This window comes from Mediterraneibacter sp. ICN-202921 (assembly GCF_037890075.1).
GTDB classification, from domain to species: Bacteria; Bacillota; Clostridia; order Lachnospirales; family Lachnospiraceae; genus Mediterraneibacter; species Mediterraneibacter massiliensis.
The window spans coordinates 1-13,422 of sequence record NZ_JBBKBE010000024.1; the positions used below are offsets into that span (position 1 = coordinate 1).

Consider the following 13,422-nt stretch of genomic DNA (forward strand, 5'->3'; position numbering starts at 1 on the left):
GGCTGACTATTTATAGAAAAAAAGCTTGCAATCTGGCTAGATGAGTGGTATCCTTTACTCTGGTGTGTTAAAGCACAAAAGAATAAACTCAGGAGAGTCTCTTGAAAAAGAGCGCCGAAGGTGTACGCAGTCTGCACAGACTGTTAATCTCTCAGGCAAAAGGATGGAGGAGTAAAGGAATGTTAGCACAAATTGATGCAATTATCACTTGGATCGATGCAAGAATATGGGGATTGCCATTGATCATTCTGATCCTGTCAACAGGATTCTATCTTACAGTTCGATTGGGGTTATTACAGATCAGACATCTTGGAAAGGCCCTGAAATTCATGGTGAAAAATGAAGAAGGCGGACATGGAGAAGTAACCAGTTTTGGAGCGCTTTGTACCGCTTTGTCTGCGACGATCGGGACAGGGAACATCACGGGAGTGGCAACTGCGATTGCAGCTGGCGGTCCGGGAGCCCTGTTCTGGATGGTAGTAGCGGCATTTTTTGGAATGGCGACAAAATATGCAGAAGGGCTCTTGGCGATCAAATATCGTACGATTGATGCAGAAGGGCACGTGCTGGGCGGTCCATTTTACTATATCGAGAATGGTATGGGGAAAAAATGGAAATGGCTTGCGATGATCTTTGCTTTTTTTGGCGCAGGCGTAGGTTTGTTCGGTATCGGTACATTTACGCAAGTAAACAGTATCGCTTCTGCTGTAAAAGATTTTTTTGATCCGCAGACTATGTATGCGGTTACATTGTTCGGAAAGGAATATTCCCTTGCAACGGTGATCAGCTGTATCTTTCTTACAGTATGTGTAGGACTGGTCGTGATCGGAGGAATCAGGAGGATCGCTAAGGTTTCGGAAGTAGTTGTTCCTTTTATGGCAGTTCTTTACATTGTGCTTGCCTTGATGATCATCATTACGAATATCACGCTCGTCCCGGCAGCAGTTGTATCGATCGTGAAATCTGCTTTTACAGGCAGCGCTCTTGCGGGAGGTGCGATGGGAAGCATGATCGTGGCTATGCAAAAAGGGATAGCCAGAGGTATCTTTTCCAATGAATCAGGGCTTGGAAGCGCTCCGATCGCAGCGGCAGCGGCAATGACGAAAGAACCTGCAAGGCAGGGATTGGTTTCTATGACAGGGACTTTTATTGATACGATTATTATTTGTACAATGACAGGAATCTCTATTGTGATCGCAGGTACATGGACGGATCCGAAGCTGGAAGGTGTGGCGATTACGATGGCGGCATTTGAGAAAGGACTGCCGTTTCCGCCGGCGGTATCTTCTTTCTGCCTGATGTTGTGTCTCGTGTTCTTTGCGTTTACGACGATTTTGGGATGGAATTATTATGGAGAACGCTGTATTGAATATATGTTTAACCGGAATAAAAAAGCGGTAAAAACATATCGCTGGTTATATATTATCGCTGTGTTTATCGGACCTTATATGACTGTGGCGGCAGTGTGGAATATTGCAGATATATTCAATGCGCTGATGGCATTTCCTAACTTGATCGCGCTTCTTGCGTTGAGCGGTGTTGTTGTGAAAGAGTCAAAAGAATATTTTGCGAGAACAAAGGCAAAATAAAAGCAGATAGGAAGATGATTTAGTGAATTGTTTTGAAAAATCATCTGGGAAATGTACTTGACTTATTTTAATATACTACGTATAATGAATAAGAATATCGTAAAGACAAGGAAGAGGAGTATTAAGAGCGTTTTGTACTATCAGAGAACTGCCGGCTGGTGAGAGGCAGCAGACAGACGTTCCCAACTCGCCTCAGAGTCCTTTTACTGAAAGTGTATGTGGGTTGTGTTAACAGCTTGCAGGAAAATAGGTGAAAGCGGGGCTTCCCGTTATAGAAGAAATGAGTGCATTTATCCTTTTTAGAAACGATAAATGAATAAGAGTGGTACCACGGAAAAGAAGCCTTTTCGTCTCTTAAGAGGGGAAAAGGCTTTTTATAATGGATTTCCCCAAATTCCTAAATGGACGCAGACAAGCTCTGGAAAAGAAGAAAATGGGAGGTAAAGACATATGGCACAGAAAATTGTCTATAATCACAAAGCTGTTGAGAAAAAATGGCGTGAAAGATGGCAGGAAAATCCGGTGAATCCCAAAGTGGATGAGAACGGAAATAAGAAGCAGAAATACTACTGTCTGGATATGTTTCCGTATCCCTCAGGAAACGGACTGCATGTAGGGCATTGGAGAGGATATGTGATCTCCGACGTATGGAGCCGCTATAAATTGCAGCAGGGATACTATATCGTACATCCTATGGGATGGGATGCGTTTGGCCTGCCGGCAGAAAATTATGCGATCAAGATGGGCGTACATCCGGCGATTTCCACAGCGGAAAATGTAAAGAATATCAAGAGACAGATCAATGAGATCGCAGCGCTCTATGACTGGGATATGGAAGTAAACACAACAGATCCGGAATTCTATAAATGGACACAGTGGATCTTTGTGAAGATGTTCAAGGAAGGACTTGCTTATGAGAAAGAGTTCCCCATTAACTGGTGTCCGTCCTGTAAGACGGGTCTGGCAAATGAAGAAGTTGTCAATGGGAAATGTGAGCGTTGCGGCGCAGAGGTGACAAAGAAGAACCTACGTCAGTGGATGCTGAAGATCACTGCATACGCAGAACGTCTTCTCAATGATTTGGATAAACTGGACTGGCCGGAGAAAGTAAAGAAGATGCAGGCAGACTGGATAGGCAAATCTTACGGCGCAGAAGTAGATTTCCCAGTAGAGGGAAGGGATGAGAAAATTACTGTATATACAACCAGACCGGATACACTGTACGGAGCTACGTTCATGGTACTGGCGCCGGAACATGAATTGGCAGCATCTCTTGCTACACCTGAGACAAAGGAAGCAGTAGAAAAATATATTTATGACGCTTCTATGAAATCCAATGTAGATCGTATGCAGGACAAAGAGAAGACGGGTGTGTTTACAGGAAGTTATGCGATCAATCCGTTAAATGGTGCGAAGACACCTATCTGGCTTTCTGACTATGTGCTTGCAGATTATGGTACAGGCGCGATCATGTGTGTGCCTGCACATGATGACCGTGATTTTGAATTTGCGAAAAAATTTGATATTCCGATCATCCAGGTCATTGCAAAGGATGGAAAAGAAATCGAGAATATGACAGAAGCCTATACAGAGGCGGCAGGTACGATGATCAATTCTGGGGAATGGAACGGAATGGAGTCGGCAGTCCTGAAAAAAGAAGCGCCTCATATCATAGAAGAAAGAGGGCTCGGTAAGGCCACTGTCAATTATAAGCTGCGTGACTGGGTATTTTCCCGCCAGCGCTATTGGGGAGAACCAATCCCGATCATCCACTGTCCGGACTGTGGTACAGTGCCGGTACCGGAGGAAGAGCTGCCTCTTCGTCTGCCGGATGTAGAATCCTATGAACCGACAGGAACAGGGGAATCTCCGCTTGCTGGAATTGAAGAATGGGTCAACTGTACATGTCCGGTATGCGGCAAACCTGCAAAAAGAGAGACGAATACAATGCCGCAGTGGGCTGGTTCCTCCTGGTATTTTTTGCGCTATGTAGACAACCATAATGATAAGGAACTGGTTTCCAGAGAAAAAGCAGATGAAATGCTTCCCGTAGATATGTATATCGGAGGAGTAGAGCATGCGGTGCTGCATCTTCTGTACTCCAGATTTTATACGAAATTTTTATGCGATATCGGTGCGATCGATTTTGATGAACCGTTCCAGAAGCTGTTTAACCAGGGAATGATAACCGGGAAAAACGGGATTAAGATGAGTAAGTCAAAGGGCAATGTCGTTTCCCCGGATGATCTGGTAAATGATTATGGATGTGATTCTCTGCGTATGTATGAGCTGTTTGTAGGTCCGCCGGAGCTGGACGCAGAATGGGATGACAGAGGAATCGACGGAGTAAACCGTTTCTTAAAACGTCTTTGGAATCTGTTGTTAGACAGCTTGGAGAATCCGACAGAAGCAACAAAAGAAATGATAAAACAGCGCCATAAAATGGTCGCTGATATTACGAGTCGTTTGGAAAGTTTCAGCCTGAATACAGTGATCTCCGGATTTATGGAATACAATAACAAGTTTATTGATATTGCTAAAAAAGCAGGTGGTATTGATAAGGAAACACTGGAGACGATCGCAGTGCTTTTGTCTCCATTTGCGCCTCATTTTGCAGAGGAAATGTGGGAACGGTTAGGACACGATACAACCGTTTTTAGAGCAGGATGGCCGACCTATGACGAAGATGCGATGAAAGACGATGAAATCGAAATTCCGGTGCAGATCAACGGAAAGACAAAAGCAGTCATCAGTATTTCTGCAGAAGCGACAAAAGAAGAAGCTATTGCGGCAGGAAAAGAAGCAATCGCAGATAAACTGACCGGAAATATCATAAAAGAAATCTATGTCCCGAAGAAGATCGTGAATATTGTGCAGAAATAATTTGGGAGAAAATTTCACAACAGAATAGAGTGCTTGGAAATCATTAGAGGAATGACGCAGATGATAGAGATATTGTCTGCGTTATTTTTTTGTGATTATAAAGATGTAAATAATTACAGAGTATGATATTATGAGAAATAACAATTACAGTTTAATTGAAAAAATTAGAAACTTACGAAAAGCAAAAGGACTTTCGCAAGAGGAACTGGCTATCAAGCTAAATGTAGTAAGACAAACGGTATCTAAATGGGAAAAAGGATTACCGGTTCCTGATTCAAGTATGCTTGTCTTGTTGGCAGAAGAATTGGATACATCTGTAAGTGTGTTGCTCGGAGAAACGGAACAGGAAAGAAGTGAGGTGAAAATTCGGACAATTCGTTACCTGCTTATTTTAGTGTGTGCAATTATTGTAGTAGTATTTATTGCTTTCGCGGCTATGAATAGCGAATATTTGACTTGGGATTGTACTCACATATAGAAAACGCTAATTGCTGAAAATGGTAATATTTGGCTTATAACACAAGAAGAGCAGAGTCCGCAAATCATTGAATTAACTGACTATAAGAAGATTAACCATATGATAATATTATATTGGGATTGATGAACTACAAATCCCGGTTTTTGAGGTAAGAAAAATGAAAAATTATAGAATGATATCTAAAGTAATATTGACTATTTGTTTATGTGGAATTGTTTTAGCGGTTATAAATGGTTTTACAGGCATTATCAATAATTCTATCCAAATAAGCGGAACGATAATTTGCATTTTTGCATTTGTTGCTGCAAGTGTTACCATTATTTTATTAGAAAATGGAAGAATAAAAAAATAATAGATAAAAGCTGAATTTGTGGGGTAGATATTTTGAGAACATACAAGGACAAAGAAGAATTAAAAAATGAGATAAATAAAAGTTTTGAAAAGTATATTTCTGAATTTGATAATATTCCTGAATCTTTAAAAGATAAGAGAATAATCGAAGTAGATAGAACACCAGCAGAAAATCTTGCTTATCAAGTTGGATGGACGACATTAGTTTTGAAATGGGAAGACGATGAGAAACAAGGGATTGAAGTGAAAACACCATCGGATATGTTTAAGTGGAATCAACTAGGTGAATTATATCAATGGTTTACAGATACTTACTCATATTTATCGTTAGCAGAATTGAAAGATAGACTAAAAGAAAATATTATATCTATCCATACAATGATTGATTCAATGAGTGATGAAGAATTATTTCAACCACATATGAGAAAGTGGGCTGATGATGCTACAAAAACAGCGGTATGGGAAGTTTACAAGTTTATTCACATTAATACTGTTGCTCCTTTCGGAACTTTTAGAACCAAGATCAGAAAATGGAAAAAGGCAGCATTGTAAATATTATGCAAACCGAGTGAAAATAAAATAGTAATGTTGTTTTTGGAATCTGAATTAAATGTTAAAGAAAATTATATTAAAGCAAAAGATCTTGATTTAAAAGTTAAAACAATCTTTGAATGATTTGAAATTATAAATTACTATTTAAAGAAGGAGACTTTATTATGGGATTGTTTAATAAGTTTAAAAGGAAACAGCCAGTGTTTATACACGATGATAAATATGACGAATTCCATGCTGAATTAAAGGGGATTAAATTTGTATGTGAAAAAGCAGAAGATAATTATGAACGACTTGCAGAAGAACTATCCAACGCATATGAATCTAAATTACCGGATATTGTTAATTTTCTATTGCCAGAAATAAATGAAATGTTTGGTATATCAGATATTGATGTTATTCAAAAATCATTAGGTAAACCACAAATAGATTTAGACAAGAGTATGATTGTATATTGTGAGCAAACTTTAGATGATATTCATATTATTTCTGTTGAATTTGGAGGATTATTTACAGATTTTTATTATGCAAGTATAGATGGATAAATTAGAAATTTGTTAGGATGGTGATAGGATGGATAAATTAAAAAACAACATAGTTTTCTATTTACTGTTGCTGATAGATTTTTATGTTATTCCTTGGTTTATAAGGGATACAGGAAGTGCAATGGTTGTTATGTTAGTGATTATTCCTCTAATGTGTTTAATAACTTCTATTCTTTATGGAAATAGGAATGGTTTTAACCTCTGGTATAGTTTGGTTGTAGCAATGATGTTTGCCCCATCTATTTTTATATTTTATAACCCAACTGCATGGTTTTACGTAGTTGGATATGCACTTATTGCATTATTGGGAAATTTAATCGCATTACCCTTTAGAAAAAGATAAATAGGAATTTTACAACGGAGTGTGATTGTATGAAAATCACAAAAATCCTTTTATTTATAATAACAATCCTTTTCGCTATATTAGGATTAGTGAAAATTCTTCCTTTTGACATAGCAAACCCGATTATGCTTGTTAAAATGAAAAAAAGGTCTTTTACTTGAAAATACTATGAATATTGTAACAAATGAAATGAATGTATCATTGAAAATAAATAAAATAGTTGCAGGAAACCAATGGGTTAAAGAAAATATAAAGAACTTAGAAGAATTAAATTATTATGAAAGATGATTGAAGTACGGTTAAGGATACCGGAGCAGAAGCAAGCTTTACGGAATATATGAGCGTATTTTGATGAAACGATATTGAAAGTTCCTCTATTTTAAGTTCTATCATTATATGATATGAGTGAAAGAGAGGTATTGTGTATGGCATTAAGTGATAACATCAAAAAATTCAGAGAAGAAAAAAAGCTCACCCAGCAACAACTTGCAGACAAATTATAGGTTTCAAGACAGACAGTTTGTCGTTGTGAAAATGGTTCAAGAGGAGATCAGAGAAGATACAAAGTCGGATACACCTGCTGATTTCTAAAAAGCTGAGAGAAATGTAGTGAGATCAAGGAACAAGGCAAAGCCGATACGATATAGGTTTGTCTTTGCCGGAATGTATATAGACAAAAGAGGAAGTGTTTTAAAAAAAGGGAAAGCAGCCAGAATATTGTTTGTTTTTGCGGATGATTTTGCACTGTAACTGTGATAGAATAAATGCGTAACATTTTACAGAGGCAGGATAGAAAAGAAGGGAATGTAAATGGGTTGTTTAGGTAATGTATTGTGGTTTTTGTTTGGCGGATTCATCAGTGGCTTAAGCTGGTGCCTGGCGGGATGCATATGGTGCGTTACGATCATAGGGATACCGGTAGGCGTGCAGTGTTTTAAGCTTGCTTCACTGAGTTTTTTCCCTTTTGGAAAGGAAGTTGTGTATGGCGGCGGAGCCGGTTCGTTGCTTTTGAATATAATATGGCTGCTTGTGTCGGGGTTGCTTTTAGCGATAGAACATGCAGTGCTGGGCATTATACTTTGTATAACAGTGATCGGGATTCCGTTCGGAATGCAGCAGTTTAAACTGGCTAAATTGGCTCTGATGCCCTTTGGAGCAGAAATACGGTGACGACAGAGACGATATGCAATTGTGCTATAAGCCATGGGCAAAAACAGAAAAGCAGAACGGGAGAAGAAGGAGCGGATGGATGGAAATAAACATAAAAGCAGTATTTTTCGACGTGGACGGGACATTGATCTCCCACAAAGACGGGGGTGTGCCTGAAAGTACAAAGGAAGCTCTTCGTCTGTTGAAAAAGCGGGGAATCAAAGTAGTTGTTGCCACAGGGCGGCATACGATAGAGCTTGAGGCTCTGCCGGTTCGTGATCTGGAATTTGACGGCTATGTGGTCCTGAATGGACAGTTATGTTTGGATGGGGAAGGAAATACGATTTATGACGAACCAATCTGCAAAGAGGGGGCAGATACGATACTGGAGATATTTAAACGGCGGGAAATACCTGTGTCTATGGTAGAGAAGGACAGAATCTATGTGAATTTTGTCAATGATCTTTTGCGAAGGCGGCAAAAAGAGATATTAAGTCCTGTACCGGAAGTGGCGGAGTATCATGGCGGCAAAATATATCAGTGTTGTATGTATGTAGAAGAACCACAGATGAGAGAGATTGAAAAGGAACTGCGCTTTTGCCGTGCAACACAATGGAATGATGCTGCATACGACATTATTGCAGAAGAAGCCGGAAAGCGAAAAGGGATAGAGGCGTTTCTGAAACATTACAGTATCTCCCCAAAGGAGATCATGGCTTTTGGCGATGGAGAGAATGATATAGATATGCTGCTCTATGCACAGATTGGCGTAGCAATGGGGAATGCTAATGATAAGGTAAAAGAAGCAGCAGATTATGTGACGGACAGGGTAGATAAAGAGGGAATCAAAAAAGCTTTGGAAGAGTATGGAGTAATATGAGTGCGGCATATGTGTATGGCTAAAGGAGGAAAGGCTATGAAGCAAAAAATTCCGTCCCATGAGACATTTAAAATAGCAGCGTTGTTAGCTTTGGTGGGGGGATTTCTGGATGCATATACCTATCTTCTGCGAGGCGGTGTGTTTGCGAATGCACAGACGGGAAATATTGTGCTGCTTGCGGTCAATATGGCAGAAAGACAATGGGGGAAGGCTGGATACTATCTGATTCCGATTGCAGCGTTTGCAGTTGGCGTTTTTGTGACGAATCTGTTAAGAGAACGTCTAAAGAAAAACGGTTTTTTACAGTTTGAGCATTGTATTCTGCTCTTTGAGGCAGGACTTTTATTTGTCATAGGCTTTCTTCCGGCAGAAATGCCGGATGGAATCATCAATGTAATGATTTCTTTTATCTGTTCTTTGCAGGTGAATGCGTTCAGAAAGGTACGAGAGGTTCCATATGCCTCTACGATGTGCACGGGGAACCTGCGGTCGGGAACAGAAAAGTTGTATGTATTTTTGATGGAAGGAGATCGGCAGGCAGGAAAAAGCGCAGTCCACTATTGGGGTGTGATCTTTCTTTTTATCGCAGGTGCCGCAGCGGGTACGATAGCGGCAGGAATGATAGGAATAAAGAGTATCTGGCTGTGCTGCGTATTGCTTTTGCTGGCATCTCTGCTTATGTTGCTGCAGGATAGAAGGTAAATAAAAGAAAAATGCCCTGCAAGGATCGCACTGCGGCAAAAGGTATCATGTTGCTGAAGCAATCCGCCGCAGACAGAGAATTCTGCGGAGCATTTTTCTTTGTTAAAGGTCTGTTTACCGCATTGCCGGCTGTGTCAGGATAGATTTTACATGTTCAATCTCTTGTTGGGTAGCCTTTGCGGCGGGGACATAATAGCTTTTTTCCCGGGCAAACTGGTATAGTTTTTCTTGTGACATTTCACATTCATTGCGGATCTGTTTTAAACATTGTTTTAATTCTTTGTTTTCTGTCTGGGGAATCATGTCTCCAAACATTTTTAATTCACCGTTTACTCCGACTAATGCGTCGGAGATCATTGTTTTTTCATCCATATCTCCTGCGCTCCTCTTATAAAAATTTCATCAGTTCCTGCTTGTTTTTCATGGCAGAATCCGCGGCATCCTGGAAAAGTTTTTTTGCCTCTGGATCTTGCGCATCTTGCGCGTATTCTGTCATCTTGCAATGTGTCGTCGTATATCCGCCGATGAGGTGGCGGAGATTCTGCAGATCAAGAATAGAAATCTCAGACATAAGCAACCTCCTTTTTTTATTCCCACAGGCGGCTGTCAGGTCGCAAGTTCGCCTGCTCCTGCCTGCGGCAAAGTCTGTGACTTTTCGTAAATTAGTATGTCCTATCTTTGTCAGATATATGAGGGAAATTTTAAGAAGCACAATGAAAAATAAATTCACTGAAAAGTTCCCGCATTTCTGAAGAAGTACGGTACATACATTCCGGGTGCCACTGGACGCCGAGCGCAAAAGGATGTTCGGAAAGTTCCAATGCTTCTACAGTTTTGTCTGAAGCGTGCGCGCACGCGGTAAGTCCCTGCCCTATAGTTTCAATGACCTGATGGTGGAAGCTGTTTACATAGAGACAGGAGCCGATGCAGTGTTTTAGATGACTTCCTCGTCGGGTGGTGATGCGGTGGCTGACGTCGCTTTTTGTATCCGAATGTTGCATGTGGTTTAATATATTTCCGGATTGCAGCATAGTATCCTGACAGATCGTTCCTCCACAGGCTACGTTAAAGATCTGCATGCCACGGCAGATGGAAAAAACAGGTTTTGTGGTTTTTAAGATTTTTTTCATAAGACGTATCTGAAACAGATCCAGAGTAATATCCGTCCGTCCGATCCCATCCTTAGGCTCTTGTCCGAACAGAAGGGGCGTGATGTCCTCCCCTCCGCAGAAGAGAAAACCGTCGCACAGGGCGATATATTCTTCCAGAAGATGATCTGAACGGACAAGGGGAAGCACAACAGGGAGTCCTTTTGAATATCTGACGGACTGGATATAAGCGTTTGAGACAAATTGCCGGCTGTTTTGCAAGCCGCAGATAACAATGCCGATTTTAGGTTCCATACATCCTCCTGAAACATATTTTTCTGTTTAACATCATAATTGTATGATAGGATATGTAAGAAAGGAGAGATTTATACATGAAATTGATAGATATGCATTGTGATACGATCAGCGAACTTTATAAACAAAGCGATGCATCGTTTGCGCATAACCATTTGTGCGTGGATATAGAAAAATTAAAAAAGGCAGACAGTCAGGCACAGTTTTTGGCATGTTTTGTAAATATAGGAAAATTCGAAACCAAAACGGACAGATGGGAGCTGGCATATAAAGAAGTACTGTCTCTGATCGAACGGATCAGGCAGGAGGAGGGAGAAGATTTTGGCTGTATTTTTCAGGAGAAAGAATTAGAAGAAAATAAAAAGAAACACTGCATTTCCGGTATCATCACAGTGGAAGAAGGCGGAATATTAAACGACAGGATAGAGAGAATAGATACATTGTATAAAAAAGGTGTACGCCTTTTGACGCTTACGTGGAATTATGAGAATTGTATAGGATATCCAAACAGCCGAGATAAGAAGGTCATGGAAAACGGACTGAAACCATTTGGGCATCTTGTGATAGAGAGAATGAATCAGCTCGGAGTGCTGATCGACGTATCGCATATATCTGACGGCGGATTCTGGGACTGTGTGCAGAATAGTCCTGTTCCGGTGGTAGCATCCCATTCTAATGCACGTGCGCTGTGCCCGCATCCGAGAAACTTATCAGACCGTATGCTCAAAGCCATCGGAGAAAAAGGAGGAGTGGCAGGAGTGAATTTTTATTCTGCTTTTCTGACAGAAAAGAAAAAGGCAAGTATTTCGGATATTGCGGCGCATGCCCGGCATATGCTGCGGTGCGCGGGAGAAGATGCCGTTGCGTTCGGAACGGATTTCGATGGATTTGAAACGCAGGCTCTGCCGGAAGAAATCGCAGGCATTCAAGACATGGGAAGAATATGGGAAGCACTGAAATACACGGGTTTTACAGAAAGGCAGCTGGATAAGATATGGTATAAAAATGTACAAAGAATCTTAAGAGATGTCTGGAAATCATAAGGAGAGTGTGATAGAATAGAAAAGATAAAATTTTGAGGTGCTATCGAGAGAAGAGGAGGACTTAAGTAGTGGAAAACAAAAGAATCATCCAGGTGGAGGAAAAGGTACCGTTTAACATGCTCGTACCTTTGAGTATTCAGCATATGTTTGCAATGTTCGGGGCATCTGTTCTCGTTCCATTCGTATTTGGCATTAATCCGGCAGTGGTATTGTTTATGAATGGAATCGGAACACTGCTCTTTATTTTTGTCACAAAAGGCAAAGCGCCAGCCTATCTGGGTTCCAGCTTTGCTTTTTTGGCGCCTGCGGGGATCGTGATCGAAAAGTGGGGATATGAGTATGCATTGGGAGGTTTTGTAGCAGTTGGTTTCTGTGGATGTGTACTTGCTTTGCTGATCTATAAATTCGGTTCGGCATGGATCGATGTGGTGCTGCCTCCGGCGGCCATGGGACCTGTGGTTGCCCTGATCGGTCTGGAACTGGCAGGAACAGCGGCTTCAAATGCCGGATTGACAGAAAGCAGTATTGATATGAAAAATGTCATTGTCTTTCTTGCTACATTATTGACAGCCATATTGGGTTCTGTATTATTCCGAAAGTTTTTTGCGGTCATACCGATTTTAATCGCGATCATTGTAGGATATGCGGCGGCGATCTTATGCGGGATCGTAGATTTCAGCGAGGTGGCGGCAGCGTCGGTATTCGCGGTGCCGAACTTCTCTCTTCCAAAATTCAAATGGGAGGCGATTGTGATCATACTGCCTGTCCTTCTGGTAATTGCATCTGAACACATCGGACACCAGATCGTGACAAGCAAGGTTGTAGGCAGAGATCTGCTGAAGGATCCGGGACTGCATCGCTCCCTGTTTGCGGATAACTTTTCTACCATGATCTCCGGCTTTATCGGATCAGTTCCGACGACGACTTACGGGGAAAATATCGGTGTTATGGCGATGACAAAAGTATACAGCGTATATGTGATAGGCGGTGCGGCGGTTTTATCGATTATCTGCTCTTTTATCGGTAAAATGACAACGCTGATCAATACAATCCCAGGTCCGGTGATCGGAGGTATTTCTTTCCTTCTCTATGGAATGATTGGAACGTCCGGTATCCGTATATTAGTAGAATCGCAGGTGGATTATGCAAGATCTCGCAATATGGCGATGACCTCTGTTATATTTGTAACCGGATTATCAGGTATCAAAGTGCAGTTTGGAAGTATTCAGCTGACGGGTATGGTGCTCGCCTGTGTGGTAGGTATGCTAATGGGACTTATGTTCTTTGTTTTGGATAAATTAAAATTGACAAACGATAGAGAAGAAGAATAAAGAAAAAGAATAAAGAAAAAGGAGAGAAAGATGGTTGGTGTCAGTCATTTTTCTCTCCTTTTTCTGTTTAAGGAAGACGGGGATTATAGAAGGGGAATCTTCATAAATTCTTAAGTTAAGGTTATAAAAAATATAAAAAAGGGGGAATATAATCAGACAAAAGGAGGCTGGCA

General features: G+C 40.9%; 15 protein-coding genes, 1 pseudogene, 1 riboswitch and 1 other annotated feature. Of the genes and pseudogenes, 13 read left to right on the top strand and 3 right to left on the bottom strand.

The genetic code is table 11. From position 1 onward, the window contains the following. Positions 1–79 precede the first annotated feature (79 nt). Positions 80–177: riboswitch (glycine riboswitch) on the top strand. A 2-nt stretch (positions 178–179) separates the two neighbouring features. From WKT01_RS13005 to WKT01_RS13050, 11 genes and pseudogenes are all read left to right on the top strand, one after another. Continuing rightward, positions 180–1,589: an alanine/glycine:cation symporter family protein gene (locus WKT01_RS13005; protein ID WP_059070369.1), complete on the top strand. Its 1,410-nt coding sequence runs from the start codon at positions 180–182 to the stop codon at positions 1,587–1,589. Positions 1,590–1,688: 99 nt separating this feature from the next. After that, positions 1,689–1,947, top strand: a binding site (T-box leader). A 92-nt stretch (positions 1,948–2,039) separates the two neighbouring features. Beyond that, entirely contained in the window at positions 2,040–4,472 is a 2,433-nt protein-coding gene (leuS, locus tag WKT01_RS13010; protein WP_117974820.1) for a leucine--tRNA ligase, read from the top strand. 130 nt (positions 4,473–4,602) lie between these two features. Further along, a complete protein-coding gene (locus WKT01_RS13015; protein WP_117974823.1) occupies positions 4,603–4,950 on the top strand; it encodes a helix-turn-helix domain-containing protein in 348 nt (115 codons plus the stop codon). A gap of 157 nt (positions 4,951–5,107) precedes the next feature. Beyond that, the gene (locus tag WKT01_RS13020) at positions 5,108–5,302 is read left to right on the top strand and encodes a hypothetical protein (RefSeq protein WP_117974825.1); all 195 of its coding nucleotides are present in this window, start codon (positions 5,108–5,110) and stop codon (positions 5,300–5,302) included. 32 nt (positions 5,303–5,334) lie between these two features. Continuing rightward, positions 5,335–5,853, top strand: coding sequence for a ClbS/DfsB family four-helix bundle protein (locus WKT01_RS13025; RefSeq protein ID WP_059068852.1), 519 nt, complete (start codon positions 5,335–5,337; stop codon positions 5,851–5,853). 164 nt (positions 5,854–6,017) lie between these two features. After that, positions 6,018–6,398 carry a hypothetical protein gene (locus WKT01_RS13030; protein WP_117974827.1) on the top strand — a complete coding sequence of 127 codons (381 nt, stop codon included), beginning with the start codon at positions 6,018–6,020 and terminating at the stop codon, positions 6,396–6,398. Positions 6,399–6,426: 28 nt separating this feature from the next. Next, on the top strand, positions 6,427–6,741 hold the full coding sequence (locus WKT01_RS13035) for a hypothetical protein (RefSeq protein ID WP_117974829.1): 315 nt from the start codon (positions 6,427–6,429) through the stop codon (positions 6,739–6,741). Between the two features lie 401 nt (positions 6,742–7,142). Beyond that, positions 7,143–7,241, top strand: a pseudogene (locus WKT01_RS13770) (helix-turn-helix transcriptional regulator); the annotation flags it as partial. 310 nt (positions 7,242–7,551) lie between these two features. Further along, complete coding sequence (locus WKT01_RS13040) at positions 7,552–7,911, top strand: YccF domain-containing protein (RefSeq protein WP_340312648.1); 360 nt, start codon at positions 7,552–7,554, stop codon at positions 7,909–7,911. 79 nt (positions 7,912–7,990) lie between these two features. After that, positions 7,991–8,770, top strand: coding sequence for a Cof-type HAD-IIB family hydrolase (locus WKT01_RS13045; RefSeq protein ID WP_117974833.1), 780 nt, complete (start codon positions 7,991–7,993; stop codon positions 8,768–8,770). A gap of 36 nt (positions 8,771–8,806) precedes the next feature. Further along, positions 8,807–9,472 carry a YoaK family protein gene (locus WKT01_RS13050; RefSeq protein ID WP_340312649.1) on the top strand — a complete coding sequence of 222 codons (666 nt, stop codon included), beginning with the start codon at positions 8,807–8,809 and terminating at the stop codon, positions 9,470–9,472. 114 nt (positions 9,473–9,586) lie between these two features. Here the strand turns inward: WKT01_RS13050 and WKT01_RS13055 are convergent, their stop codons facing one another. From WKT01_RS13055 to WKT01_RS13065, 3 genes are all read right to left on the bottom strand, one after another. Beyond that, positions 9,587–9,844 carry a spore coat protein gene (locus tag WKT01_RS13055; protein WP_059068859.1) on the bottom strand — a complete coding sequence of 86 codons (258 nt, stop codon included), beginning with the start codon at positions 9,842–9,844 and terminating at the stop codon, positions 9,587–9,589. Positions 9,845–9,860: 16 nt separating this feature from the next. Then, a complete protein-coding gene (locus tag WKT01_RS13060) occupies positions 9,861–10,043 on the bottom strand; it encodes a hypothetical protein (protein ID WP_059068861.1) in 183 nt (60 codons plus the stop codon). 130 nt (positions 10,044–10,173) lie between these two features. After that, positions 10,174–10,875, bottom strand: coding sequence for a gamma-glutamyl-gamma-aminobutyrate hydrolase family protein (locus tag WKT01_RS13065; protein WP_340312650.1), 702 nt, complete (start codon positions 10,873–10,875; stop codon positions 10,174–10,176). A gap of 77 nt (positions 10,876–10,952) precedes the next feature. On the opposite strand from WKT01_RS13065, the gene WKT01_RS13070 reads away from it, so the two are divergent. Together WKT01_RS13070 and uraA are read left to right on the top strand one after the other, a co-directional pair. Next, a complete protein-coding gene (locus tag WKT01_RS13070) occupies positions 10,953–11,918 on the top strand; it encodes a dipeptidase (RefSeq protein WP_340312651.1) in 966 nt (321 codons plus the stop codon). 68 nt (positions 11,919–11,986) lie between these two features. Further along, positions 11,987–13,249 (top strand): uracil permease, encoded by a 1,263-nt coding sequence (gene uraA, locus WKT01_RS13075; protein WP_340312652.1) that lies wholly within the window; start codon positions 11,987–11,989, stop codon positions 13,247–13,249. Positions 13,250–13,422 lie beyond the last annotated feature (173 nt).

Excerpts from the sequence above, each read along its gene's own strand:
- WKT01_RS13005 (WP_059070369.1), top strand. The coding sequence starts at position 180 with ATGTTAGCACAAATTGATGCAATTATCACTTGGATCGATGCAAGAATA.
- WKT01_RS13055 (WP_059068859.1), bottom strand. The coding sequence starts at position 9,844 with ATGGATGAAAAAACAATGATCTCCGACGCATTAGTCGGAGTAAACGGT.
- WKT01_RS13035 (WP_117974829.1), top strand. The coding sequence starts at position 6,427 with ATGGATAAATTAAAAAACAACATAGTTTTCTATTTACTGTTGCTGATA.
- WKT01_RS13065 (WP_340312650.1), bottom strand. The coding sequence starts at position 10,875 with ATGGAACCTAAAATCGGCATTGTTATCTGCGGCTTGCAAAACAGCCGG.
- WKT01_RS13040 (WP_340312648.1), top strand. The coding sequence starts at position 7,552 with ATGGGTTGTTTAGGTAATGTATTGTGGTTTTTGTTTGGCGGATTCATC.
- WKT01_RS13045 (WP_117974833.1), top strand. The coding sequence starts at position 7,991 with ATGGAAATAAACATAAAAGCAGTATTTTTCGACGTGGACGGGACATTG.
- WKT01_RS13060 (WP_059068861.1), bottom strand. The coding sequence starts at position 10,043 with ATGTCTGAGATTTCTATTCTTGATCTGCAGAATCTCCGCCACCTCATC.
- WKT01_RS13050 (WP_340312649.1), top strand. The coding sequence starts at position 8,807 with ATGAAGCAAAAAATTCCGTCCCATGAGACATTTAAAATAGCAGCGTTG.
- leuS (WP_117974820.1), top strand. The coding sequence starts at position 2,040 with ATGGCACAGAAAATTGTCTATAATCACAAAGCTGTTGAGAAAAAATGG.
- WKT01_RS13015 (WP_117974823.1), top strand. The coding sequence starts at position 4,603 with ATGAGAAATAACAATTACAGTTTAATTGAAAAAATTAGAAACTTACGA.
- WKT01_RS13030 (WP_117974827.1), top strand. The coding sequence starts at position 6,018 with ATGGGATTGTTTAATAAGTTTAAAAGGAAACAGCCAGTGTTTATACAC.
- WKT01_RS13020 (WP_117974825.1), top strand. The coding sequence starts at position 5,108 with ATGAAAAATTATAGAATGATATCTAAAGTAATATTGACTATTTGTTTA.
- WKT01_RS13070 (WP_340312651.1), top strand. The coding sequence starts at position 10,953 with ATGAAATTGATAGATATGCATTGTGATACGATCAGCGAACTTTATAAA.